Source organism: Paenibacillus sp. FSL R5-0928 (assembly GCF_037970385.1).
Classification (GTDB): Bacteria; Bacillota; Bacilli; order Paenibacillales; family Paenibacillaceae; genus Paenibacillus_AQ; species Paenibacillus_AQ odorifer.
On the sequence record NZ_CP150225.1, the window covers coordinates 4,991,874 to 5,014,088 of the forward strand.

Below are 22,215 nucleotides of genomic sequence, written 5' to 3' on the forward strand. Positions count from 1 at the left end.
GGTACTAAGACTTGGCTTGAGTATATTATAATCCCTTTCTACCCAAAAAGAAAAGCTAAGAAAAACTAAAATCCAATAGATCTTCCATCCACAGCTAACATTGCTTCTCCGATAATCTCCGAAAGGGTAGGGTGAGCATGTATAGCTTCACCAATCTCCCAAGGTGTTGCATCCAGAAGCTGTGCCAAGGCCGCTTCTCCAATTAAATCGGTCACATGAGGACCAATCATCTGCACACCAAGAATATCTCCACTGCTACGATCCGCTACAACTTTGACAAATCCGTCCTTCTGGCCATATACAATTGCCTTACCAATGGCGGAAAATGGGAACTTGCCAATCACTACATCATGTCCAAGCTCTTTAGCTTCCTTCTCGGTGTAACCCACACTTGCTACCTCAGGCCGAGTATAGACACAACGTGGCACTAAATGTGTATGATAAGGATGTAGCTTCTCACCAGATAGATGGTTAACTGCCATAATCCCTTCATGACTGGCTGCATGAGCCAATTGAAGCCCGCCAATACAGTCGCCAATCGCATAAATATGCGGTTCTGCCGTCTGCATACTAGCGTTTACAGCAATAATCCCTTTGTCAAAGCGAATGTCTGTGTTTTCCAGACCAATATTCTCGATGTTGGCCACTCTGCCTACGGATACAAGCAATTTTTCTGCGGATAGGCTTTGACTTTGCTCTCCCTTACGGGCTTCGATCGAAATTCCATCCTCCGTTACCTGGCAGGTTGCAGCATCCACTGTAGTTTCAGTCAGTACCTTAACACCACGCTTTTTCAACAACCGTTGTAGTTCCCTAGCTATCTCTTCATCCTCTTGAGGCAGTAACTGACCTGCCGCTTCAACCACAGTCACCTGCACTCCAAAATCAGCCAGCATTGAAGCCCATTCGACACCAATTACACCGCCGCCCACAATAATGATAGAAGATGGCAGCTCTTCGAGCGTGAGCGCTTCATCACTGCTAAGAATCACTTTCCCGTCCGGTTCGAGACCGGGCAATACTCGTGGGCGTGAGCCCGTAGCGATAATAAGATGGCTGGAAACTACTGTTTCCATCTCCCCATCTTCCAGTTCCACAGCTACAGCACCGCTGCGCGGAGAAAAAATAGAAGGACCCGTTACGCGCCCTTTACCTTTGACAACTTGTATTTTATTTTTGCGCATCAAATATTGTACGCCTTGATGAAGTTGCTCAACTACAGCTTCTTTGCGTTTCTGTACCTTTGGGAATACCAGCTGTACACCGCTTGTCTCAATGCCATAGCTCTCACTCTCATTGATTTCAGCATATACCTCTGCACTACGGAGCAGTGATTTACTAGGAATGCAGCCCCGATGCAGACAGGTTCCTCCCAGTTTGTCCATTTCGATGACGACAACGGACTTTCCAAGCTGTGCAGCGCGAATAGCCGCCACATACCCTCCAGTACCTCCGCCAAGTATGGCCACGTCACATGAAATTGTCATGATATGTATCCTCCAGTCATTACACGTAAGTTCATTTTACTTAGTATATTGTACTCTCTTTTTGCTCTATTACAAAACTTATAAACGTCATATGCAAATGGACTTTTTCTTGCTAAAGCGTTATCATATGGGTGAATCTAAAGGGCTAAGAGGGGTAGGAGACACTTATGAAACTGTTAATTTCACGCTTCATTGCCATCCTTATTCTTGTGTTTCCGGGCTTAATAGCAATGAAGGGCTTCCTCATGATGAAGGATGATATTTTTGATTACATATCCATGCATGGTGATGATACCGTTGTGCCCCACTTTGCTTGGCTGCATTTCGGTGGTGGATTGCTGCTCTTCGCAGCTGGCATGACTTTCCTTGGTGGCTGGATTCTGGCTAGGGACCGTAAGAAGAATTACGTAGGTCCAAGGTTCAAGGAGAAGCAAAAGGCGAAACAAGCCGGAACGCAGGAAACGATCTCTTAAGATGCTATACTAAACTTAGAATCAGCATTTTCATCTCATCATTTGTTCATCTGATCATATGAATCTCGAATCGCACACAATCAAGCCTTATTACCTGCTGATTGTAATTTGTACAATAGATTTCCCCACATTCAAAACCTCCCAGCTCACCCGAACTGGTGCTCGTTATCTATCGCAAATAACATAAAGGCGAGAACTTCATGGACGCAATCTGCGCTCCCTGAAAATTCTCGCCTTTTTCTTAAATACCCGCCTTATCAAGCGCCTCTTTCCGCCGCCCCTGTACCAACTCACTGTACAGTCCGCCTTGCTTCAGCAGCTCTTCATGAGAGCCTTGCTGCAATAATCTGCCGCCCTGAAGCGCAAGAATTCGATCAGCCGCACGAATCGTGCCAAGTCTATGAGCGATGACGAAGCTCGTTCGCCCTTTCATCAGCGCCTGCAGCCCTTCCTGAATCTTGATCTCGGTCACTGTATCAATACTGCTGGTTGCTTCATCAAGCACAAGCATAGAGGGGTTAGCAAGAATCGCTCTCGCAATGGAGAGCAGCTGCTTCTGCCCTTGGCTTATACCGCTGCCATCCGCCGAGAGCATCCGTTCATAACCTTCAGGCATTCGCATAATAAAAGAATGGGCATTGGCCAGCTTAGCCGCCTCTTCAACCTCTCCATCGGACGCATCCAGCCTCCCGTATCGGATGTTATCGCGGATACTCCCTTTGAACAAAAAGGAATCCTGCAATACAAAGGCCATATGACTTCTCAAGCTTTCCCGCCGAATCGAAGTGATATCTAAGCCATCCAGCGTGATTTTCCCCTGATTAGGATCATAGAAACGGGATAACAGCCCTATTAGCGTTGTTTTACCTGCACCGGTTGGTCCAACTAAAGCGATCATCTCACCAGGCTTCGCTTCAAAGCTGATATCCTGCAGCGTGTTAGAACCTCCATCATAAGAAAAAGCTACATTTTCAAACTTCACCGCACCCTGTACAGTATCAAGTGATATGGCTGCACCTTCATCTTTAGCCTCGGTCTCTTCATCCAGCACTTCAAACACCCGCTCAGCCCCTGCCACCGCTGAGAGCAAGGTATTCCACTGATTCGCTAAATCATTAAGCGGACGAGTAAACTGGCGGGTATATTCAACGAATACAATGATCACACCCACTGTAATCGACCCACGGATCGCAAGCAGACCACCAATTCCTGCAACAATGGCGAAGCTAAGATTATTAAGACCATTCATAAGCTTGGGGATGAAACCCGAAATGGATTGCGCCCAGTAACCGGACAGCATAATTCGCTTGTTGCGTTCATGAAAACCAGAGATGACCCGTTCCTCTTGTGAAAAAGCCTTGATAATCCGTTGTCCGGATAAGGTCTCCTCAATATAACCGTTAAGCTCCCCTACATTGCGCTGACGTTCTTTAAATAATGGGCCTGTACGGCGTGTAATCCAGCGCATGCCTAACAACATCAAAGGCACTACAAGGAATGTGAGCAGCGTCAGCAAGGGACTAAGCCACAGCATAACCCCTACGGTTCCTAACAAGGTTAAAACACTTGAAAATATCTGAATAGCCGAGCTATTTAACGTAGAGCTGACGTTCTCGATATCATTGGTAAGACGGCTCATAATTTCTCCCTGCTGTCTCCGATTAAAAAAGGAAATGGGCAGACGGTGTAAATGGGAGAATAGCTCCGTACGCATCCGTAAGACAGTTTCTTGAGCAATTTCGATCATCCATATGTTTTGCAGCCAAGAAGTCAGAGAATAAAAAATGTACACACATGCAAGGCTTGTCAGAAAAACAACCCATGAGCGCCCGCCGGTACCTTCCAGATAATTATCCACCGCTCTGCCAATCATGTATGGCCCCAGCAGCGCTAGCGCTGAGCTGAAGACAACCATGATCAGTACAAGAATAAGCTTGGCTTTACGCTCAGCTAGATAACTCCAGATCCGAATCAGCGTCCCTGACCAATCCTTCGCCTTTGCTTTAGGTTTGCCGCCAGATGCTGTCCCTAGACTTCGTCCCGCGCCAAGTTCAAAGTTCGGTTTAGGATGACGAAAAGGTTCAATTAATGCTTTGAACATGCTGCTTCGCCTCCTCTACCTGTGATTCATAAATCTTGCGGTACAGCTCGGAGCTTGCCATAAGCTCCTTATGCGAGCCTTTGCCAATTAATCGTCCCTCATCCAGCAACAGGATCAAATCGGCTGATGCCGTTGAACTGATTTTCTGAGTAATCAAAAAGGTTGTACAGGAGATATCCTTTAGCGCCTCCAGCAAAAGCCCTTCCGTAACCGCATCAAGTGCACTGGTGCTGTCATCAAGGATCAACATAGCCGGTTTCCTAACAAGTGCGCGGGCAATCGTTAACCGCTGCTTTTGTCCGCCGGAGAGATTAACCCCTCGTTGACCAAGCATCGTGTCATAGCCATCCGGCAACCCTTTTACCGTCTCGTGAATTTGTGCAGCCGCCGCTGCTTGTTGGATTTGTTCAAGTGTGGCGTGTTCATTGCCCCATGCAATATTATTGCGGATTGATCCGCTGAAAAGCTGCAATTCCTGAGGCACATAACCTATCGATCTCCGCAGTCTGGAAATATCGATATCAGCACTTTTTTCACCGTCAATCCAAATGGTGCCGTCTGTCTCTTCATACAAGCGCGGAATCAGACTCACGAGTGAGGATTTTCCTGATCCGGTCGCCCCCATAATCGCTACTCGCTCACCAGCAGCTACTTCAAAATGAATGTCCTCCAGGACAGAGATATCACTATTAGGATACTTAAAGCAAACGCCTTCAAATTTAACGTGGCCCTGTATCGGCTCGCCTTGCAAAGTCCCGCCTTCACGAACTCCAGCTCCCGCTTCCATAACTTCTGAAACACGCTGAGAGGAGGCACGAGCGCGGGAAAACGTTACAACAAGACCAGATATCGCTGATAGTGCTCCAATCGTTCGCAAGGAGTAATTAATAACAGCAACAGTCTGACCCAAAGTAGCATCCCCATTGGAAATGGCTATCCGTCCAAACCATAAAATCGCCAAAATCGCCGCATTCACAATAAGCATAACAAAAGGCATCGTCGTCTCAGTCAAACGCAAGGCAGACACCGTTGATCTCATCAAATTCCCGCTAAATACCGTGAAACGTTCAATCTCATACCCCATACGCACAAATACGCGGATCAAGCGAATACCCGTAAGATTCTCCTGAATCACGCCATTAACTCCGTCTAAACGCTGCTGGACCGTACGAAATAATAAGGAAGCTTTTCTCATAATCCAGTAGAGGAAAAAAATCAACAAAGGTAACGCCACCGTCAGCAGTAATCCCAGCTTCACATGAACAACTAACGCCATAATCACACTGCCCACCACTACAAGTGGCACCCGTGTCATAAAGCGCAAGCTCATAAAAATAGTATCCTGCAGCTGTGATACATCGCCAGTCAGACGGGTAATCAGTGACGAAGTAGCAAAACGATTGAATACTTCATACGTAAAAGACTGTACCTTTTCGTACAATTTGTCCCTAAGATCGAACGCAAAGCTCTGACTTGCATGGGCAGCAAAAAAAGAACTGAGTACCCCGGCTGTAAACGCAACTACCGCGCTGCCGATCAATACACTACCCCACAGCCATACTACAGAGGTATCTTTTTCTCGGATCCCCAAGTCAATGATTTTGGAAATGATCAAAGGCTGTGATAATTCTACCGTCAATTCAATGAGCATCATTACAAGGGCAGCTATTGCAGCTACCTTATATTTTTTGAGAAAAGAGAAAATCAAAGCCATTCGCATACCCTCTTTTTCTATTCGTACAGTGCATCCCTTAACCGAGTTGACATCGTGGAAGCCTGTCCAGTTTTCAGTATTGCTCGACGCAGTGCTTTATTACTCCGATTCAATTCCACCAAATCCGCCATCATTTCTTCCAGCAAGCTTTCAGTGTCACTGGATAAATCTCCATTCTGCTGCAAAAGAGCTAACCGTTCCTTATATTCGTCTAATCTTTCAGTCACACTTATTACTTCCTTTCCCATCTCTTATTACCTCTTATCATACCACATCCAATCAATCGCAATGTTTTCACTGGATACATCCGATCCGAATATGATACTCTAATATGGTCGCATTTTTAAGATATAATCAATGTTTTTTACGAAAGGATAGATGGAAGTGGCACAATTGTTTTTCAAATACGGAGCAATGAATAGTGGTAAATCTATTGAGATACTCAAGGTTGCACATAATTATGAAGAGCAGGGGAAATCGGTGCTTATTTTCACTCCATCCATAGACGACCGGGACGAGGTTGGTTTTATTTCTTCTCGTATTGGGCTTCGGAAACAAGCAATCCCCATCGATGAGAACACTGATATTTATAATATCGTCAGCAGTAACCAACCTAAACCACACTGTGTACTTATTGATGAATGTCAATTTCTAAGCAAGGAATGTATTCTCCAGCTAGTGCGTATCGTTGATGAGCTGGGCATTCCGGTAATGGCCTTCGGACTTAAAAATGATTTTCAGAATCAGTTATTTGAAGGCAGCAAATATATGCTGATCTACGCTGATAAAATTGAGGAAATGAAGACGATCTGCTGGTTCTGCGAGCGCAAAGCTACTATGGCTCTACGAGTAGAAAACGGCAAGCCCGTATATAGCGGCAAGCAAATCCAGATTGGTGGCAATGAAGCTTACTATCCGGTATGCCGCAAATGTCACAAGAATCCACCGCTATAGCCGTGTATAAAAAGCATCCCAAAGCCATAAAGGCTATTGGAATGCTTTTTTGATTAAGAAGATATTACCCTAAATATCTTTCTTTAAGAATATTCAAATGATGATGGTCATGTCCAATCATAATGCAGGCCTGAGCTCTCGCAGAAAGAGTAGCCTCGTTAACAGTTCCCTTCCGGATCCATGCTTCCTCCGGCAGAGTTTCCATTAGGAGTAATGTCGATTCTCGAACAAGATGGTAGTGGGCCAGCAATGCTTTTAAAGTGTGCGCTTCGAAATTGGCGGTAAGCACATAGTCTTTCTCTTCAAAACCCGGCAGTGGAGTCGTATCCCCTCTGGCGATGCACAATAAACGGTAGGACATGATTCTTCCGGTATCAGCCAGATGTCCGACCATTTCCTTGATACTCCATTTCTCCGGAGCGTAACGATAGTCCCCTTGTTCTTCCGTAAGATTCGAAATAAAAGTGCAAATCTCATCCGTCTGCTCTCTAAAAATAGTAATGATGTTTCCTTTAGCTGGCACTAAATCGACATATTTTGATAATTCTTCGAGATACTCACTGCTTTCTGGACGTCGACCCATGTCTAAACCCCTCTCATTTTGAATTTTTTTGAAAAAATAGGAGGAAAATTATACTGTAGTTGTTGTATTTTAGCTCATTTTATACGATACTTGCAATAATAGGGTTGGTTAAACTAGAAGTCATCGGGAGTGTCGGCATGCTAGATTTTATTCTTTTTATGATATTTTCAATACTTGAGACTTATGCGATGTTCTTTCTGGCTTTCAAAATTTTCAAAATTGACTTATATCATAAAGAGATGGTGTTTGCTAGTTTTATTATGGGCTTTTTTTCTTATACCCTTAGAATCAACTATGGGATAGCTTCATTAGATACTTTCTCACAATATGCACTAATGTTTTGCTTTATGTGGATGTTATTCCGGATTCATCCCTTCTACGCTTCCATATTAACCGGAATGGCCTATCAATCTTACTCGGTGATTCAAACCACTCTTTTTTATTTATTGAAATTTATTTTCAAGTTACCCTTAACCTTACTGGACTATTTTTCAGGCAATGTTTTTGTACTTCAATTTTTAACAGCCTTAACAGTAATTTGCATTGGTATGTATGTAGGTCATAAACGTCTTGGATTTGACTTTGTACCTGATAAACCTGATGTTAAAATTAAAACAACGCCAAGCGAAAAAATATTATTCACTTTAAATCTTCCTGCATTATTCATCATTACTTCTTTTTCGTACTTTATTAAGTCCTTTTACTTTTTCTTGATCCCGATTTTTTATGGGGTAATATTATGGGGATATCTTTATCTTTCTTACAAAAAGGATAGAAATAATTATGAATCTTTTAGCTCTTAAAATTGTAGAAGTCATTAAAAAAAACAACCCAGAGCAAACACATTCCATTGAAATCATGCATTATGCCCTTAGCATTATTCTGAATACTTTATTCATTATTATGACTTCTTTATGCATTGGCGGGCTCACTGGACAGCTAAAGGAAACATTCTTAGCCTTATGCAGTTTCGGATTGTTAAGAGCATCCTCTGGCGGTGCTCATTTAAAATCCGTTTGGGCTTGCAATATTATATCTATCTTTATATGTTCACTGATCCCTCATATAGCTAATCTAATACATAACCATTTCATTTGGATTAATCTTTTTTCTTTACTTGTAATGATCTTATTTGCTCCAAATCCTGATGGTAATGCTCAGATTCCCAAAGAATGGTATCTGGGTTTGAAAGTGATCTCCATATCTCTAGTGGCTTTAAATTTCTGGTTCCATTCATCTGTCATAGGATTATCATTTCTATTGCAATCCTTTACAGTCATAATTCCATTACAAAGGAGGCCATTAAGATGAAAAAAACTATAGCTCGTTATGCTTCTAACGCGCTCGCTACTTCTGCTCATGTTTTTGCAACAATTTTAAAACCTTATATGCACAGCCCTGAGATTCCAAAAGAACTGCGCAAGTAATTAAACAAGGATGGGGAAAAGATGCGTGTCTTACAGAAAGACGGTTCCTCTAGTGATATTCTAGAGGAAGATATATTGTATTTCTCGAATTATAAGAATACAATATTCGTCCATACGAAAGAAGGCGAATTTATTCTCCCCACCACGCTCTCCGATCTTTCCGTAGCGTATGAGGGTAAGGGATTCGAACGCCTTGACCGCAGCAATGTCGTCAATATCAACAACATAGAAGGCTATGATCCCGGGCGGAAGATTGTATGCTTTAATCAAGGTACGCAGTTCACTACTGTTTCGGAATCCAATGAACCTCGCCTTAAGAAGTATCTTGCTTCACAAAAGAAAAAACCGTCAGAATAAAATCCTGCTATTTTAATCCCGGCATGTTCACACATGCCGGGATTATTTTATTAAAAATTGAAACTTTTTAGCATTTTCCTCAAAACCGCACATTATGGCATAATAATCCTCAAATGTAAAGATAAATTCGTAGGATGAATGACAGGAGACGGATCCTATTCCAAATGATACCATATAGATAAACCTATAATAAAAACAATTAATGATGGAGGATCATAATGAATTACTATTTTCATCCCTCTCCACGCCCCTCATCCCTGGAATCGATATCTGACGAGGATTTACTAAGAATCTATGAGCTAGCGGTTGATGCCCATGCATTACCGGATTTCATTGAAATTATTAAAGATATCATGAGAAGTAGAAATCTCATAGATTCTGAAAATATATAACATCCCCTTCCCCATTAAATTCACACTGACGCATGGTACACATTTTTCTCCAGCTTCAACCAACAATAAGCTCCTTAGGTCGCCTTAAGTTAAGTACATAAACATAAAAAAGGTAGAGCCTCCGCGGCCCTACCTTTTTTATATGCACATATGATGGTTAATCTCAGATAAAAATAATGCTCTATTCTGTAATTTCTGTTTTGAAAACATTCTCCAATTTGCCGCCGAGTCTTTTCTTCAAAGGAACTTTAATATCTCTGCCCAATTCTTTAAAGAAAGTTTCAACATCACATTTCACATTTTTTGCAGTTGCGATTACCGCACCATCACCAACAATGTTTTGATTCGCTTCAAGAGGAACATCAACTTCGATGTCATACTTTTTGGATAATGTCTTGATGTAACGTGCGAAGATCTCCAGCAATTCCTCGTTATTAAAATTCTCTATAGCGACTTTGCCCTTGCTGGTAAACTTCATGTTAATTTTCATTATTAATATCCCCTTTTCTGTCAAACCATTTTTAGTTGTTAGTTTATGGATCAAGATGAATAGATGGCTGCAAGAAAGGGCAACATTCATTCATTTTTGAGATCATTAGCAAAAGGCATACATTATTTATAAGCACCCTTTATTTGTTGTACTTTAAACTGAGTAAATTCTTTAAGTGCTTGTATGACCTGATCCTGTTCCTCTTCCTTCAGTTCATAAACGCACTCCCGTAGCCACTCGCCAAATAGAAAGGCTTGACGCCCTTTACGGGGGCTCTTTCTTAAGGAGTCGAGGTTACCCTCAAACTTATCGTTCAGGACATCGGTCAGATTGTATTTCTCAATCTTCTCTATTACCATTCCTGCCCCATATTCCGTTTCGTAAACTATAACTTCATTCGAATCAAAGGAAACGTACGATGTTTCTTTCCCTTCCTTCGCTCTGAATTCCTTAAGCTTGTTAAAGGCTGTCTCGTAGATATAATCTTGAGACTGTTTGAGCTGTGGCAGCTCATATCCTTGCTTCAAGGTCTTGATATATTCAATATCTGGCATATAATCTGCCAAATGGTACATCCGATTCTTCAGATCCGTTCCAAGCGCTTCAATGATCTTGTCCAGATTGTCTTTAAGCGGAATGCTCTCTCCACGTTCGATTTTGCTGAGCTGTGAGTAACTTATACCGCTCTTTTCTTCCAGTCCTCTTAAGGTTAACCCTCTCGTCTTTCTGATGTGCCGAATGAAATTACCCAGCTCATCGGGATAGTTCTCAAAATCATTCATGGGAGTCACCTCCCTACTATCATAACACAACATAACAATTTGTGTTGGCTAATAACAATTATTCCTTGTTTTTACTTGCCTCTGAAGAGCAATTCCCAGTATTCCACGCCCAATATAACCCTATCTTTACAAAATACCGGAAAAAGACTCAGCGCTCGTCTGTAAGGATTTGGAATATGCTCGATACTCGCCTCAGTTTTACTATACGCTTAAACCCCATCTGTATTCTGCATCTTATCTTCCGTTTACTGACTCAGTTTACTTACTTTACTCATCTAGCTCACCTTCTCAACTTGCTCACTTTACTCACTTGACTTACCTAGCTCACTTGGCTCACATAGCTCACCTTACTCACCTTATTAACTCAATTCTACTTCATCGGACCGAGGAGACCTTATTAAGCTGATTTCTGCCATTCTGCTCAGCTATCGGACTCAAATGCAGCTATTCATTAAAATATATTACGATTCCGTGCAAAAGTATGACAATAAGAGCTATGGAGTCCGAAAAATTGGAAAAATAGACCAAAAAGTTCAAATAGCGGCAATACAGTCCGTTACGATCCCAAACCATCGAGGCTATCTGTTAAAACAAACTTTCTTGATAAAAGTAGCTCGTCCGAGCCAAACTTACCAAGTGTGCGTCGCTGTTGGCGCACTTTAGCTTTAGCGTACCTCAGTGAGCGTACTTTAGCTTTAGCACACCTCAGCGAGCGTGCCTCAGCTTTATTGTACCTTAGCGAGCGTGCCTCAGCTTTATTGTACCTTAGCGAGCGTGCCTCAGCTTTATTGTACCTTAGCGAGCGTGCCTTAGTTCTCTGTTCTCCATATACACTTACCTTTTGTGTCACACCCTTATTTTTACTTTTACTCCGCTTCCCCCTCAGTGTATTCATGCGTGCGTATCCTGCGTATATCCCACTAATCCAATTATCAAAAAAACAGCCAGTCCCTATAAACCTGAGACTGGCCATAATCATTACTCCATAACACTCAGCAGGTTGAGGATCATCTGCGCACTTTCAGCACGTGTTCCGTTTTGGTCCGGTGCAAATTGCCCTTCAGCACGTCCTTGCATCAAACCAAGTCTGTACACTTCACTGATTGCCTCTTGAGCCCACTGTGGAGCAAGACCAATATCATTGAATGCCGAAATGTTACGGCTAGCTACAGATACACTACTCTTGGTGTAAGCTTAAAGTCCATTGGGAACACCCGTAGCAAAACCGGGGATTTCATAGAAATCACCGTTGATCCCTGCGATCACTCGGTTTCCAGGCGAATCCGCATACATGGCCATTTCGGTAACGCCCTTCATACCGTATACCTTTCCATCCTTCGTACCTGCCCGCAGCTCCAAATTTCCTTGTTGCGGGTTGAACTCCACTGCATGTATCTTTTGTAAACCACGTTCATTCTGGAGATCTATCCAGGTATACATCGCCCCGGGTGCAAGCTCTGTTTGGCGAACATCAATAACCGTTCCGTAATCTGTTGCTGGTAAATATAAATCAGAAATGGAAGCGCGAACAATTGCTCCCGGTTGTAACAACGAAATCAACAAAACAAAGATAATAACAACATTAATTTGCCTAAGATACCATCTCACTGTGTTGACATCCTCCCCACTTGGCTGTCCTAATATCGATCTGAGCTTGGACAACATCATAGGGTTAATATTAACTAGGAAGCGTAAAGGTTAGATAAAATTTACCAAGGCATACTGTTAACTTCGTCTAATCATTTCATCAAATTCATGCTTTAGCCTGTTGATAAATCTCCGGGCGGTCTGGGAGGTCTGTTTTGAAGCAGAGACAATAGCTCCTGAATATTTCGCACGGGTATCTGGTGATCGTAACTCGATGGTTTTCATGAAGGCTGGAGAACCCTCTGATATTTTCAGAAACGAATAATCCAGACCAATTGTGATGGCCAGTCCTTCTGCAACTGCATTCTCAATCGCCCGTGTGTTGTTACTTACAAAAAGCAAATTGATCGGCCCATAGCCAGATAAATATCGCTCTACATAGTCCTTAATGTAAGAATCATCGTATAAAACCAACGTCTGCCCCACTAACTGAGCAGGTGTAAGGATGGAATTCAGGGCAAGCGGTGAGTGAGGATGTACACCGACTACAATCTTTCCTTCCACTAACCGTTCAAACTTAACCCCTTTATATTTGTCAGGCATTCCCTCCGGCGAGACCATAAGTCCAATGTCCATTTCATCCTGCAGTACATTATCCAGAATTTCTTTGGGTCCCTTTTCAAAAATCTCTATTTTCACATTTGGAAAATCTGCCTTAAAGCTAGAGATTACCTTCACCATCAAATGCATGGGTCCAGGTATCGTAGCAATTTTCAAATGACCACTTAACGTATCGCTGTAAATCTGTGCTTCTTCTTTTAATTCATTTACTTTCATCAGGACTTCATTTGCTTTGCTAATAATGGCATTTCCTTCTGCTGTGGGAACCGCCTTTTGCCCGCGCGAACGGATGAACAAAGTAACTCCCAGCTCAGCCTCCAGCATGGTAATGGACTGGCTCATTGCGGATAGAGTGATATGACGATTCTGAGCTGCTTTGGTTAAAGAACCAATCTTTGCGACTTCTACGATATTCTCGCACTGCTCCAAATTCATTTGAATCACCCCTTAAGTTAATCTTTACTTAATAACTATTAAATTTACTTAAATTTTAATTAATTTAGACAAGTGCTACAATGTAAATAAGTTAGTAAGTAACCATTTTTACTATATCAACTTTCATTTCTAGTATAACTATATTTCTCGAGGAGGAAACTCAAATGACAGACAAAAGAGTAGCCGTAATAACAGGTGGAGCCAGTGGAATCGGGAAACAAACCGCCATTAAATTTGCAAGTAAAGGTGATCAAGTTGTCGTTGCCGATTTCAATCAACAATTAGGTGAAGAAACGGTAGCACAAATTATTAAAGATGGTGGCGAAGCTATTTTCGTCAAAACTGACGTCTCAAAATACGAAGAAGTTGAAGCACTCGTTCAGAAAACTGTAGATACTTATGGAAGAATTGACGTAATGTTCAACAATGCCGGCATCGGCCGCGTCACTCCTGTACTAGACCAAGACCTTAAGGATTATCATAGTGTCATTAATGTCAATCAGCATGGCGTAGCCCATGGGATTATCGCTGCTGGTAAAAAAATGCGTGAGCTCGGCATTAAAGGTGTGATCATCAATACAGCTTCTGTATTTGGATTCCTAGCTTCCCCAGGTACATTCGCATATCACGCTTCCAAAGGTGCGGTCATTATGATGACTAAATCCGCAGCACTAGAACTTTCCGTCCATGGTATCCGCGTGCTTGCCGTTGCTCCAGGCGCTGTGGATACGCCAATTATCCAAGGATATAAAGATCAAGGAATGGTCGACCAAATGAAGAGTAAAGTAATGGGTAACAAATTAACATTGCCTGAACAAGTTGCAGACACTGTATACTTGCTCTCCTTACCAGAAGCTAGTGCAATTAACGGTAGTGTTGTAATGGCTGATGAAGGTTATGCTTCATTTAAATAAAATTTCGGGTGAAAAAAATCCAAGGCTTCCCACAGGGGAGATCCTTGGATTTTTTTTATAGTATTCAATAGATACACCTTACTCCCAAGTCCTCTGTTCATTAATCTCCAGCTTACGTTTAAAAGCCTGCTCCAGATCAATGCCAAGTTTATTGGCCAGATCAAAAATATTCCACACCACATCGTACATCTCGTATCCCAAGTTTTCTTTCCGCTCTGCATCTGGATGAAAAGATACGGACAAAACTTCTTTGGACAACTCCCCAACCTCAGTCATTAAGTACAGCATTCTCTGCTCAATGGTGCTGGTATCAAACCCTTTGATTTCACTGAACTCCTTAACATACTGTTGAAACTCTGCTGCATTCATTTCCTTACGCCTCACTTTTTGGGTAAAAATCACTATGTTCTATTGCTGCCTTAGGTTTAGATGGCCTGAATTGATTTATATTATACTACAAGGCAATTCGAGCAGTACTCATTTATGTTCTTTACTTCCTCCCCTGTTTCATTAATAGCCGCCTCTACTTCTTATCTTCTGCAGGAACATCCGGAAATAATGGCCGCCCTTCCGGATAGGTTAATTGATTCAGCTGATCGCCAACCCATGCTTCGCCGTCTTCGCCCATTTCTTTTTTCCAAATAGGCACGATTTCTTTAATCCGGTCAATCACATATTCATTCGCTTCGTAAGCGGCCTTACGGTGCGGCGAGGATACAGCGATCACAACGGCGATATCAGTGATTTCAAGTTTTCCTATCCTATGGGTTACAGCAACCATAGTATTTGGCCAACGCTCATTCACTTCCTGCCCGATTCGTTCCAATTGCGCTACAGCCATGAGCGGATAAGCTTCATATTCAAGATATAATGTCCGCTTACCCTGCGTGAACTCCCGTACAGTGCCTAGGAATAAGGTAATCGCTCCCGCTTCTCTACGCAGGACTTTATCAGATACCTCCGCTGGTGTGATCGGTCCGTCTGTAATTTCAAATAATGAACTGCCCATGTGATCACTCCCTTTCGATAGATGCAGCAAATCCTTATATTGCTCAGGTGTATCTACATCTGCAGTGAAATCCTCATATATACCAGCACCAGCAAGGTCGCCCTTATCTACCCCTAACCAATGCATCGAATCTAATAATCCTGATAGCCGGTACTGTCGTGTTTCCAGTCTATCAATGATACTTGGCAAAATCAGGTGCGGCCGATATACCCCATGGAGCATCTGATGCTTACCGTTAATGATGGGAAGAACAGCATCATAGTCGCCTTCCTTGAACCGGGTGAGCATCCACGAAGCTGCAGGGGCTGAAATATTAGGACTATCGCATCCGACAACCCAAGCATAATCCGTTTCCACCCTGACAAAAGCGGCATGAAACCCGCTTAAGGGTCCATGCCCTTCATAGATGTCCGGTAGAAAAATGAGACCGGATGGAAGACAATCCTCATACAGGGATGCATCTTTCGTAACAATAATGATCTTGGAGCAAAGGGTACGCATCTCCTTCACCTGTCTAACAATAAAATGCTCCCCGTGATAGGTCAGGAGCGCTTTATTCCGACCCTTCATCCGGGAATTCTGTCCCCCTGCCAGTATTATTCCAGTCAGCACAATGTGCACCTCCTGTAAGGGAATCTCCTTCTCTTATGTCAGGGATTCCCATATTAGATTGAAGCAGCGACAAAGCCAGGTTGAGGACCTCCTGATCTATAAGAGCTTGATCCCTTAAAAGTAGTACAGGGGTAGTATTCTTGCTTACCACAGACGTTACACTTTTCATATTAGCGTCCTCCTCCCAGCTTAACCACATATAAATATTCGTTGCTTGACTTCGCAGATTTATCATTTCATTTACATTGCGGATCAAGGCGATTTTGGGATAATCTGCAGATTTGAACCCTTCAGCAATCAGCAGATCAACCTTACCATACATAGACTGTACGATTTCTTCTAATGAAGTCTCGGACTTCCGCATTATTCTTGTAGCCTCAGACGATGTCAGTACGGTTTCAATCGCACCGTGCAGCAGATGCCTGCTGCTGTCTGTACCCGGATCATCTAATTGAAAATGGTGAGCATCGTGTTTAGCAGACCCGACGCGTATACCTTGAGTAGATAGAGCGCGAATTAAACGGCAGGCAAGTGTTGTTTTTCCGCTATTCTTGTACCCGACAATTTGTAATACAGGAACCGGACCCTGTACTGTTGCATGATGAGATTCCATACTCACGATGTTTACTCCTTTTCTTAAAATGATTAGTGCTTCAAATCACCCGGGTCCCCTCAAGGAAAAACGTATAGTTAAAGAGTATGGCATCCTCGCATGCCATGATATTTCAGGGTAGGAGGATGTTTACTATGAAGAAGTATATCCCTAACCAGCACGGCGCCTGGGCGATGCTCGTCCTTCCCTTTCTGTTCGGGGTAGCCGCATCCCAGGGGCAACCGATACATATTCCGCTGTTTGCTTGCTGGCTTCTGATCTATTTGTTCAGTTTTCCTTTACTGCAGGGGGTGAAGACAGGAAGATTTAAACGCTATGCCCAGCCCTTGAAGGTATATGGAATTCTGCTACTCCCTTTGATCGTCTATCTGGTAGTAGCCGAACCTAAGTTGTTATGGTTTGTTCTACCGCTCGTGCCTTTGTTCGCTGTAAATCTCTATTATGCAAAAACTAAAAATGAACGTGCCCTGCTCAATGACATCTCGGCCATTTTGGCATTTTGCCTGATCATTTATCCGGTCTTCTACGTCGGTCAGGGAGAAAGCTGGCGGACAGCGACCGAGTTGTTCCTGCTGGCTGTCCTGTACTTTGTCGGAACCGCTTTGTATGTCAAAACCATCATCCGTGAACGAAATAATATTAGCTTCTATTACGGATCTGTTCTATATCACCTGCTGGTTGCAGCAGCCGGGCTGTTCCTGTTTCCATCTCTGCTTGTTCCGCTGCTCATCCTGCTTGTGCGGGCAGCTGTCCTGCCAAAGACGGGCATCACAGTAAAACGTACCGGAATCATCGAAATTGGCTTCTCCTTTATGTTATATGTGTCTGTGCTCGTGTTGTACTTCTAGTATACAGTTGTAAAAACCAGAAAGCTCATCTGCCGGTAATCCGGGTAGAGGAGCTTCCTTGTTGTTGCGTTAGTCTATTCTGCGATCATTTCCGGATTGCTCGATCCTGGAGGTACAATAAGGATACATTGCTCAGCCAAAAATGATCTGCCATCCGGCTCGATCAACAGCTGAAATTGCATTCTGCTCTTTAACCTCCAATATAGGACATGCCGATCTTTGTTCTGTTCTTCACGGTTTGTTCTGTCCGCTCATCGGAGTAACGGTCTGTCCGCTGCTCCCATACATCCCTAATGGCTAGCAGCAGGCTTTGGTCACTCGCCCCGCTGCGGAGCATTTCCCTGAGATCAAAACCGTCTGATGCGAACAGACAAGTGTATAATTTGCCGTCGGAAGACAGCCGGGCACGTGTACAGGAAGAGCAGAACGATTCAGATACGGAAGTAATAAAACCGACCTCGGTACAGCTACCCTTGTACCGGTACCTTTTGGCTACCTCGCCAAAATAATTATGGTCCTGTGCTTCCATTTCAAATGAGCCTTGGAGGCGCTCCAGTATTTCCCGTTTGGTTACAACCTTCTCATAGCTCCAGCCGTTATCGTTGCCGGCATCCATAAACTCGATGAACCGCAAAGTTATATTCTTATCCTTGAAATAGGCAGCCATCGGTACAATCTCCGATTCGTTCACACCTCTTTGTACCACCATGTTTACTTTGACCTCAAACCCGGCTTCTACGGCATGATCAATATGATGCAGAATTAATCCAGACGTAAAGCCCCGTCCGTTCATTTTTCCAAACCGCTTATGCTCCAAAGCATCCAAGCTGACGTTCAGTCTGCGGAGTCCCGCAGCATACAGTGGCGCTGCCTGCGCACCGAGCAGTACCCCATTCGTCGTCAGTCCCATATCTTTTACACCGCCGATAGCGCGGATTCCCGCAACAAGCTCAGGCAGATTACGCCGCATAAGCGGCTCGCCACCGGTCAACCGGATTTTGCTTACTCCAAGGGATACGAACAGCTTCGTCAGCCGGCAGATTTCCTCAAAGGTTAACAGCTCGCTTGCGGGGAGGAATGCATAATCATCACCGAACACTTCCTTCGGCATGCAGTAGGAACAGCGGAAATTGCACCGGTCTGTTACCGAAATCCGCAAATCATGGATAGGCCGTCGCAATTGATCCTTTAGTGGATGTGCATTCATGACTCTTATCTCCCTTCCGGTAGGCTTACAGTACCCATTTATCCGTACCTTCTTCAACACCCAGAAGCAGTACATCAACAAGATCACCTGCGGCGTAACCTCTTGTCCCGCCCGGCAGCACAATCAGCGAATTCCCGCGTGCGATGGAAGATACGGCATTAGATTTATTGAAACCGGCAGGACGCACCGAGGTGCGGTCATGAACAGCCCGGATAAACCGGGTGAACGGATTGGCCTTTGGGTAATCCTCTGCCAGTACCGCCGTCGTGCGCGGCAGATAAATTTTATCCGCTCCCATCATTTTGAGCAGGGCGGGTCTAACAAACAGCTCGAAGCCTGTGAAGCAGGCAGAAGGATTGCCGGACAGTCCGAACAAGTACGTATCCCCGGCAACCGCAACTGTGGTCACGCTGCCCGGACGCATCGCCACCTTGTTGAACAGCACATCAGCCCCGAGACGGTTATATATTTCCGGCAGGTAGTCATAATCACCGACGGACACACCTCCCGTTGTGATCAGGCAGTCTGTTTCTGTCATTGCCTTCCGCACCGTCAGCAGGCATGCTTCCAGTTGGTCTGCGGCTGTATCATACATCCGGTAAGGAATACCCATCCGGGCGAGCTGGGCTGCGATCATCGGTCCGTTACTGTTGCGGATTTTGCCGGGTGCAAGCTGTGCTGTCACCTCCAGCAGTTCGGTTCCCGTAGACAATATCCCTACTACCGGCCGCTTACCGACCTGAACATACCCATAACCGAATGTAGCCAGCAGCGCTACAATCCCGGGATGAATGAAGCTGCCGGCCGGAACGATCATTTCTCCTGACCGCATATCTTCACCCTTCAGGGACAGATTCTCCTGTGGCGCAAAAGCTTTACGGATTGTAAACGTATGACCTGCTGCTGTGGCCTGTTCAAACATAACTACAGCATCCGCTCCTGCCGGCAGCGCCGCTCCCGTCATCAGACGGACAGCTTCGCATGGCCCAATTGCAATCTGAGATACTGCCCCTGCGCCGATATGATCTACTACAGTAAAGCTGATCCTGTTATTACCGGAAGCACCGGCAGAATCTGCCGAAGAAATTGCATATCCGTCATAGGGTGATCGGGTAAAATGCGGAACATCATGGGTTGCCGTCAGCGGCTCCGCCAGGATCCGTCCATAGCTTTCAGCAAGTGGAATCCTTTCTGTACCTATGCGACATGCTCTTTCAGTTACCCGGAATACAGCTTCGGCAACGGTAACCGGAGTTCTGGTCTTTTCCACCTTCATCTGCTCCTAACTTAGTGCCGTACTAAAAAACGGTTCATCCGGTTATTTCTCCGTAATATCGCTGAATGTGCCTACATACCGGACATCTTCGCCGGTCTCATCCTTTACAGCGCTGATATTCAGCCACTGCAAATACTCTTCCCCGCCCTTGCGCTTGTTCCAGATTTCACCCTGCCACATCCCCTTCTCCCTGACTTCGCTCCACATTAAGCGGTAGAACTCCTTGGATTGGCGGCCTGACTTCAGAATGCTGGGCTGTCTGCCAAGAACTTCGTCTTCCGTATAGCCGGTGAGCTTCGTGAACGCCGGATTGACGGTCTTGATCAGACCGGAGACATCCGTAACCAGAATCCCCTGTCCGGTAGAATTGAACACTTCAGAGGTAAGCGCAAGCCGGTCCTGAAAATAGATCCACACTACCAGCACCAGACTGGCCAGCGCTACCTGAGAGAGCAGCATGAACCCGATGGAATATTGCCCTGTAGCCGAATAAATCACCGACAGCATAATGGGAGGGAAAAAACCGCCCAGACCGCCCATCATCGATACGATCCCGTTGGCGACACCCGCCTGCTTATTGAAGTACAGTGGGACTAATTTGAATATGACTCCGTTACCGATTCCCGCACTGAACGCAATAGCAAGGCAACCTACTGTATATAAGCCCATGTCAGGCATAAATGCCAGGATGATTGCTGCAACCGTATAAATACTGAATGTGCCGGTAAGCAGAAACAAAGGCTGGAACTTGTCGGCAAGCCAGCCGCCTATCGGCCGGAAGAAGGTCGCAACGGCAATGAAGCCGGCTGTGCGCATCCCGGCATCCACTTTTTCCAGACCGAAGTTCGAAACTAGAAAGTTCGGCAGATAAATAGTGAAGGCAACGAAGGAGCCAAAGGTAATGAAATAGAACAAGGAGAAAAGCCAGAGCTTTTCATTTTTGGACACGCCCTTGATCTGTTCAATAATCGGCGTTTTGAGTTTAGGCTCATGACGATCCCCAAAGAAGAAATTTAATGCGATAAATACCAGTAACAGGATCAGATACATTTTAACCGCGGGTGCCCAGCCAATCTGTGCTGCCACAATCGGAGCCGAGAAGGTAGTGACAGCTGTTCCGATATTCCCGATCCCGTAGATTCCGTTGACCAGACCATGCTTATCTTTGGGGAAATACTTCGGCAAAGAGGTTACACCTACCGAAAAAACGGCTCCGCCGATTCCCAGGAACAAACCTCCGATAATTAAATGAGTGACCGAGGATGCTTCACTGATGAAATATACCGGAAACAAAAGCAGGATAAAGCTGAACATAAAAATAATGCGTGCTCCCAGAATGTTTGCATAATAGCCTAAAGGAATCCTTAGAATAGAGCCGAGCACCACCGGAATAGCCGTGACCATCGCTAGCCGCCCCGGAGGAATGCTGATATCCTCGGAAATAAAGGGCATCAGGGAAGAGATGATCACCCACACCATGAATCCAGTAATCAAGTTTAATGTTTGTAGCGGCAATTGCATTTTTTTAATCATTCGACTCACCTTTTCGCCGTTTATTCTCTTGATTATTCATACCAATACTTCCTGTACTCATTGTATCCGCCGATCCCCCGGCTCAGATATAGGGGAGTCCCCTTTCCCTGACAGGGGAAACCCTAAAAATAAAATAACCCCACATAGTGGGGCCTTGCTCCAGAACTTATTCACTCCTATCACAAATGAAACATAATACCTTATCTACTCTCTTAATAAGACCCAAAAAAGCCGCCCCAAGTAGGAGCAGCCTGTTCATTCTCACGTAATGAGCGTATTCAATTGCTGGCTTAACCGTTCTTTGTCTTTCGCACTCAGCTGATGCTCGGCCATCGGGTAAATGACAGTCTCTTCTTTGACAAAGTGTACCGTCAGAACCTCAAAAGCCTCCCCTGCATCCTTAACAGCTGCGCGGATATCCTCAAGCGGCAGCATATCTATATTGCCCTCTGTGTAATGCAGGAAATGCCCTATATATCCGTCAATCTCGCGGTGCTCCTCCTGGATGCCGACCAGTGGTCCTTGTTCAAAGCCGATATAACTGCCAAGCAGCGGAAAAAAAAACGTTTCTTCCTTCACAGTATGCTTCTTCAACGGACCAGTAAACTCCAGAATCGCCTTACGCAGCTTATGCAGCTGTGTCCTAGATTCTTCCAGAACGGGCTGATCGTGTTCAAACCAGAGTACAAGGGCATGCCATTCTTCCATCAGAAATGATAAATAGCGGTGTTCATTCTCAAGAATACGCATGGCGGGCATCGTAAACTTGAGCCCTGTATTTTCCGGCATCCTGCTAACCC

Annotated in this window: 25 protein-coding genes and 1 pseudogene; 8 read left to right on the top strand and 18 right to left on the bottom strand. The window is 44.4% G+C overall.

The annotated features are described in order from the left end of the window. Nucleotides 1-65: 65 nt before the first annotated feature. Nucleotides 66-1,487 (bottom strand): dihydrolipoyl dehydrogenase, encoded by a 1,422-nt coding sequence (gene lpdA, locus MKZ16_RS22585; RefSeq protein ID WP_076104400.1) that lies wholly within the window; start codon nt 1,485-1,487, stop codon nt 66-68. Between the two features lie 167 nt (nt 1,488-1,654). Here lpdA and MKZ16_RS22590 point away from each other — a divergent pair, with 167 nt between their 5' ends. After that, a complete protein-coding gene (locus MKZ16_RS22590) occupies nt 1,655-1,960 on the top strand; it encodes a DUF2627 domain-containing protein (RefSeq protein WP_038572486.1) in 306 nt (101 codons plus the stop codon). A gap of 241 nt (nt 1,961-2,201) precedes the next feature. Here MKZ16_RS22590 and MKZ16_RS22595 read toward each other — a convergent pair whose 3' ends face one another. Genes MKZ16_RS22595 through MKZ16_RS22605 form a run of 3 tightly spaced genes read right to left on the bottom strand, consistent with a single transcriptional unit; the run spans nt 2,202 to nt 6,023 of the window. After that, nucleotides 2,202-4,061, bottom strand: coding sequence for an ABC transporter ATP-binding protein (locus MKZ16_RS22595; protein WP_076104399.1), 1,860 nt, complete (start codon nt 4,059-4,061; stop codon nt 2,202-2,204). Next, on the bottom strand, nt 4,042-5,775 hold the full coding sequence (locus MKZ16_RS22600) for an ABC transporter ATP-binding protein (RefSeq protein ID WP_036676023.1): 1,734 nt from the start codon (nt 5,773-5,775) through the stop codon (nt 4,042-4,044). Before MKZ16_RS22600 ends, MKZ16_RS22595 begins: the two co-directional genes overlap by 20 nt. A gap of 17 nt (nt 5,776-5,792) precedes the next feature. Further along, complete coding sequence (locus MKZ16_RS22605; protein WP_036676022.1) at nt 5,793-6,023, bottom strand: hypothetical protein; 231 nt, start codon at nt 6,021-6,023, stop codon at nt 5,793-5,795. A 136-nt stretch (nt 6,024-6,159) separates the two neighbouring features. Here MKZ16_RS22605 and MKZ16_RS22610 point away from each other — a divergent pair, with 136 nt between their 5' ends. Then, the gene (locus tag MKZ16_RS22610; protein ID WP_036676019.1) at nt 6,160-6,729 is read left to right on the top strand and encodes a thymidine kinase; all 570 of its coding nucleotides are present in this window, start codon (nt 6,160-6,162) and stop codon (nt 6,727-6,729) included. 64 nt (nt 6,730-6,793) lie between these two features. On the opposite strand, the gene MKZ16_RS22615 is transcribed toward MKZ16_RS22610, so the two are convergent. Continuing rightward, entirely contained in the window at nt 6,794-7,312 is a 519-nt protein-coding gene (locus tag MKZ16_RS22615; protein ID WP_076104398.1) for a DinB family protein, read from the bottom strand. Nucleotides 7,313-7,449: 137 nt separating this feature from the next. On the opposite strand from MKZ16_RS22615, the gene MKZ16_RS22620 reads away from it, so the two are divergent. From MKZ16_RS22620 to MKZ16_RS22635, 4 genes are read left to right on the top strand one after another with little or no spacing between them, the layout of a single operon-like run. Continuing rightward, nucleotides 7,450-8,115: a hypothetical protein gene (locus MKZ16_RS22620; protein WP_076104397.1), complete on the top strand. Its 666-nt coding sequence runs from the start codon at nt 7,450-7,452 to the stop codon at nt 8,113-8,115. Then, complete coding sequence (locus tag MKZ16_RS22625; protein ID WP_076104396.1) at nt 8,096-8,623, top strand: accessory gene regulator B family protein; 528 nt, start codon at nt 8,096-8,098, stop codon at nt 8,621-8,623. The genes MKZ16_RS22620 and MKZ16_RS22625 overlap by 20 nt, the downstream gene beginning before the upstream one ends. After that, nucleotides 8,620-8,739 (top strand): cyclic lactone autoinducer peptide, encoded by a 120-nt coding sequence (locus tag MKZ16_RS22630; RefSeq protein WP_143759017.1) that lies wholly within the window; start codon nt 8,620-8,622, stop codon nt 8,737-8,739. The genes MKZ16_RS22625 and MKZ16_RS22630 overlap by 4 nt, the downstream gene beginning before the upstream one ends. A gap of 21 nt (nt 8,740-8,760) precedes the next feature. Then, nucleotides 8,761-9,096, top strand: coding sequence for a LytTR family DNA-binding domain-containing protein (locus tag MKZ16_RS22635; protein ID WP_036676016.1), 336 nt, complete (start codon nt 8,761-8,763; stop codon nt 9,094-9,096). A gap of 573 nt (nt 9,097-9,669) precedes the next feature. Here the strand turns inward: MKZ16_RS22635 and MKZ16_RS22640 are convergent. The 5 genes from MKZ16_RS22640 to MKZ16_RS22660 all read right to left on the bottom strand — a co-directional run bounded on the left by MKZ16_RS22640 (nt 9,670) and on the right by MKZ16_RS22660 (nt 13,403). After that, nucleotides 9,670-9,978, bottom strand: a complete 309-nt coding sequence (locus MKZ16_RS22640) for a hypothetical protein (protein WP_036676014.1) — start codon at nt 9,976-9,978, stop codon at nt 9,670-9,672. Nucleotides 9,979-10,100: 122 nt separating this feature from the next. Continuing rightward, nucleotides 10,101-10,760, bottom strand: a complete 660-nt coding sequence (locus tag MKZ16_RS22645) for a helix-turn-helix transcriptional regulator (protein ID WP_036676012.1) — start codon at nt 10,758-10,760, stop codon at nt 10,101-10,103. Nucleotides 10,761-11,738: 978 nt separating this feature from the next. Further along, nucleotides 11,739-11,915 (bottom strand): S-layer homology domain-containing protein, encoded by a 177-nt coding sequence (locus MKZ16_RS22650; protein WP_080742546.1) that lies wholly within the window; start codon nt 11,913-11,915, stop codon nt 11,739-11,741. Nucleotides 11,916-11,954: 39 nt separating this feature from the next. Continuing rightward, nucleotides 11,955-12,368 carry a hypothetical protein gene (locus MKZ16_RS22655; RefSeq protein ID WP_038572498.1) on the bottom strand — a complete coding sequence of 138 codons (414 nt, stop codon included), beginning with the start codon at nt 12,366-12,368 and terminating at the stop codon, nt 11,955-11,957. A 117-nt stretch (nt 12,369-12,485) separates the two neighbouring features. Next, a complete protein-coding gene (locus tag MKZ16_RS22660) occupies nt 12,486-13,403 on the bottom strand; it encodes a LysR family transcriptional regulator (RefSeq protein WP_036676007.1) in 918 nt (305 codons plus the stop codon). Between the two features lie 164 nt (nt 13,404-13,567). Here MKZ16_RS22660 and MKZ16_RS22665 point away from each other — a divergent pair, with 164 nt between their 5' ends. After that, nucleotides 13,568-14,317 carry an SDR family oxidoreductase gene (locus tag MKZ16_RS22665; protein WP_036676006.1) on the top strand — a complete coding sequence of 250 codons (750 nt, stop codon included), beginning with the start codon at nt 13,568-13,570 and terminating at the stop codon, nt 14,315-14,317. Between the two features lie 78 nt (nt 14,318-14,395). Here MKZ16_RS22665 and MKZ16_RS22670 read toward each other — a convergent pair whose 3' ends face one another. The 4 genes and pseudogenes from MKZ16_RS22670 to mobB form a co-directional block, all read right to left on the bottom strand. Continuing rightward, a complete protein-coding gene (locus MKZ16_RS22670; RefSeq protein WP_036676004.1) occupies nt 14,396-14,686 on the bottom strand; it encodes a MazG nucleotide pyrophosphohydrolase domain-containing protein in 291 nt (96 codons plus the stop codon). 154 nt (nt 14,687-14,840) lie between these two features. After that, nucleotides 14,841-15,326: a molybdenum cofactor biosynthesis protein MoaE gene (locus MKZ16_RS22675; RefSeq protein ID WP_036676344.1), complete on the bottom strand. Its 486-nt coding sequence runs from the start codon at nt 15,324-15,326 to the stop codon at nt 14,841-14,843. A gap of 240 nt (nt 15,327-15,566) precedes the next feature. Beyond that, nucleotides 15,567-15,896 (bottom strand): annotated as a pseudogene (locus tag MKZ16_RS22680) (NTP transferase domain-containing protein); the annotation flags it as partial. Next, nucleotides 15,880-16,551, bottom strand: coding sequence for a molybdopterin-guanine dinucleotide biosynthesis protein B (mobB, locus tag MKZ16_RS22685; RefSeq protein ID WP_235219378.1), 672 nt, complete (start codon nt 16,549-16,551; stop codon nt 15,880-15,882). The pseudogene MKZ16_RS22680 and the gene mobB, both read right to left, overlap by 17 nt. A gap of 134 nt (nt 16,552-16,685) precedes the next feature. Here mobB and MKZ16_RS22690 point away from each other — a divergent pair, with 134 nt between their 5' ends. Further along, nucleotides 16,686-17,399, top strand: a complete 714-nt coding sequence (locus MKZ16_RS22690; RefSeq protein ID WP_169744792.1) for a YwiC-like family protein — start codon at nt 16,686-16,688, stop codon at nt 17,397-17,399. Between the two features lie 190 nt (nt 17,400-17,589). Here the strand turns inward: MKZ16_RS22690 and moaA are convergent, their stop codons facing one another. The 4 genes from moaA to MKZ16_RS22710 form a co-directional block, all read right to left on the bottom strand. Continuing rightward, the gene (gene moaA, locus MKZ16_RS22695) at nt 17,590-18,606 is read right to left on the bottom strand and encodes a GTP 3',8-cyclase MoaA (protein ID WP_076098657.1); all 1,017 of its coding nucleotides are present in this window, start codon (nt 18,604-18,606) and stop codon (nt 17,590-17,592) included. A gap of 25 nt (nt 18,607-18,631) precedes the next feature. After that, a complete protein-coding gene (glp, locus tag MKZ16_RS22700; protein ID WP_076098656.1) occupies nt 18,632-19,882 on the bottom strand; it encodes a gephyrin-like molybdotransferase Glp in 1,251 nt (416 codons plus the stop codon). Between the two features lie 42 nt (nt 19,883-19,924). Continuing rightward, nucleotides 19,925-21,415 (bottom strand): nitrate/nitrite transporter, encoded by a 1,491-nt coding sequence (locus tag MKZ16_RS22705; RefSeq protein WP_036675998.1) that lies wholly within the window; start codon nt 21,413-21,415, stop codon nt 19,925-19,927. 261 nt (nt 21,416-21,676) lie between these two features. Then, nucleotides 21,677-22,204 carry a hemerythrin domain-containing protein gene (locus tag MKZ16_RS22710; RefSeq protein WP_038572503.1) on the bottom strand — a complete coding sequence of 176 codons (528 nt, stop codon included), beginning with the start codon at nt 22,202-22,204 and terminating at the stop codon, nt 21,677-21,679. Between the last annotated feature and the right edge of the window lie 11 nt (nt 22,205-22,215).

Coding starts and splice junctions, on each gene's coding strand:
- lpdA (WP_076104400.1), bottom strand. CDS start 1,487: ATGACAATTTCATGTGACGTGGCCATACTTGGCGGAGGTACTGGAGGG.
- MKZ16_RS22590 (WP_038572486.1), top strand. CDS start 1,655: ATGAAACTGTTAATTTCACGCTTCATTGCCATCCTTATTCTTGTGTTT.
- MKZ16_RS22595 (WP_076104399.1), bottom strand. CDS start 4,061: ATGTTCAAAGCATTAATTGAACCTTTTCGTCATCCTAAACCGAACTTT.
- MKZ16_RS22600 (WP_036676023.1), bottom strand. CDS start 5,775: ATGGCTTTGATTTTCTCTTTTCTCAAAAAATATAAGGTAGCTGCAATA.
- MKZ16_RS22605 (WP_036676022.1), bottom strand. CDS start 6,023: ATGGGAAAGGAAGTAATAAGTGTGACTGAAAGATTAGACGAATATAAG.
- MKZ16_RS22615 (WP_076104398.1), bottom strand. CDS start 7,312: ATGGGTCGACGTCCAGAAAGCAGTGAGTATCTCGAAGAATTATCAAAA.
- MKZ16_RS22620 (WP_076104397.1), top strand. CDS start 7,450: ATGCTAGATTTTATTCTTTTTATGATATTTTCAATACTTGAGACTTAT.
- MKZ16_RS22625 (WP_076104396.1), top strand. CDS start 8,096: ATGAATCTTTTAGCTCTTAAAATTGTAGAAGTCATTAAAAAAAACAAC.
- MKZ16_RS22630 (WP_143759017.1), top strand. CDS start 8,620: ATGAAAAAAACTATAGCTCGTTATGCTTCTAACGCGCTCGCTACTTCT.
- MKZ16_RS22635 (WP_036676016.1), top strand. CDS start 8,761: ATGCGTGTCTTACAGAAAGACGGTTCCTCTAGTGATATTCTAGAGGAA.
- MKZ16_RS22640 (WP_036676014.1), bottom strand. CDS start 9,978: ATGAAAATTAACATGAAGTTTACCAGCAAGGGCAAAGTCGCTATAGAG.
- MKZ16_RS22645 (WP_036676012.1), bottom strand. CDS start 10,760: ATGAATGATTTTGAGAACTATCCCGATGAGCTGGGTAATTTCATTCGG.
- MKZ16_RS22660 (WP_036676007.1), bottom strand. CDS start 13,403: ATGAATTTGGAGCAGTGCGAGAATATCGTAGAAGTCGCAAAGATTGGT.
- MKZ16_RS22665 (WP_036676006.1), top strand. CDS start 13,568: ATGACAGACAAAAGAGTAGCCGTAATAACAGGTGGAGCCAGTGGAATC.
- MKZ16_RS22670 (WP_036676004.1), bottom strand. CDS start 14,686: ATGAATGCAGCAGAGTTTCAACAGTATGTTAAGGAGTTCAGTGAAATC.
- MKZ16_RS22675 (WP_036676344.1), bottom strand. CDS start 15,326: ATGGGCAGTTCATTATTTGAAATTACAGACGGACCGATCACACCAGCG.
- mobB (WP_235219378.1), bottom strand. CDS start 16,551: ATGGAATCTCATCATGCAACAGTACAGGGTCCGGTTCCTGTATTACAA.
- MKZ16_RS22690 (WP_169744792.1), top strand. CDS start 16,686: ATGAAGAAGTATATCCCTAACCAGCACGGCGCCTGGGCGATGCTCGTC.
- moaA (WP_076098657.1), bottom strand. CDS start 18,606: ATGAATGCACATCCACTAAAGGATCAATTGCGACGGCCTATCCATGAT.
- glp (WP_076098656.1), bottom strand. CDS start 19,882: ATGAAGGTGGAAAAGACCAGAACTCCGGTTACCGTTGCCGAAGCTGTA.
- MKZ16_RS22705 (WP_036675998.1), bottom strand. CDS start 21,415: ATGATTAAAAAAATGCAATTGCCGCTACAAACATTAAACTTGATTACT.
- MKZ16_RS22710 (WP_038572503.1), bottom strand. CDS start 22,204: ATGCCGGAAAATACAGGGCTCAAGTTTACGATGCCCGCCATGCGTATT.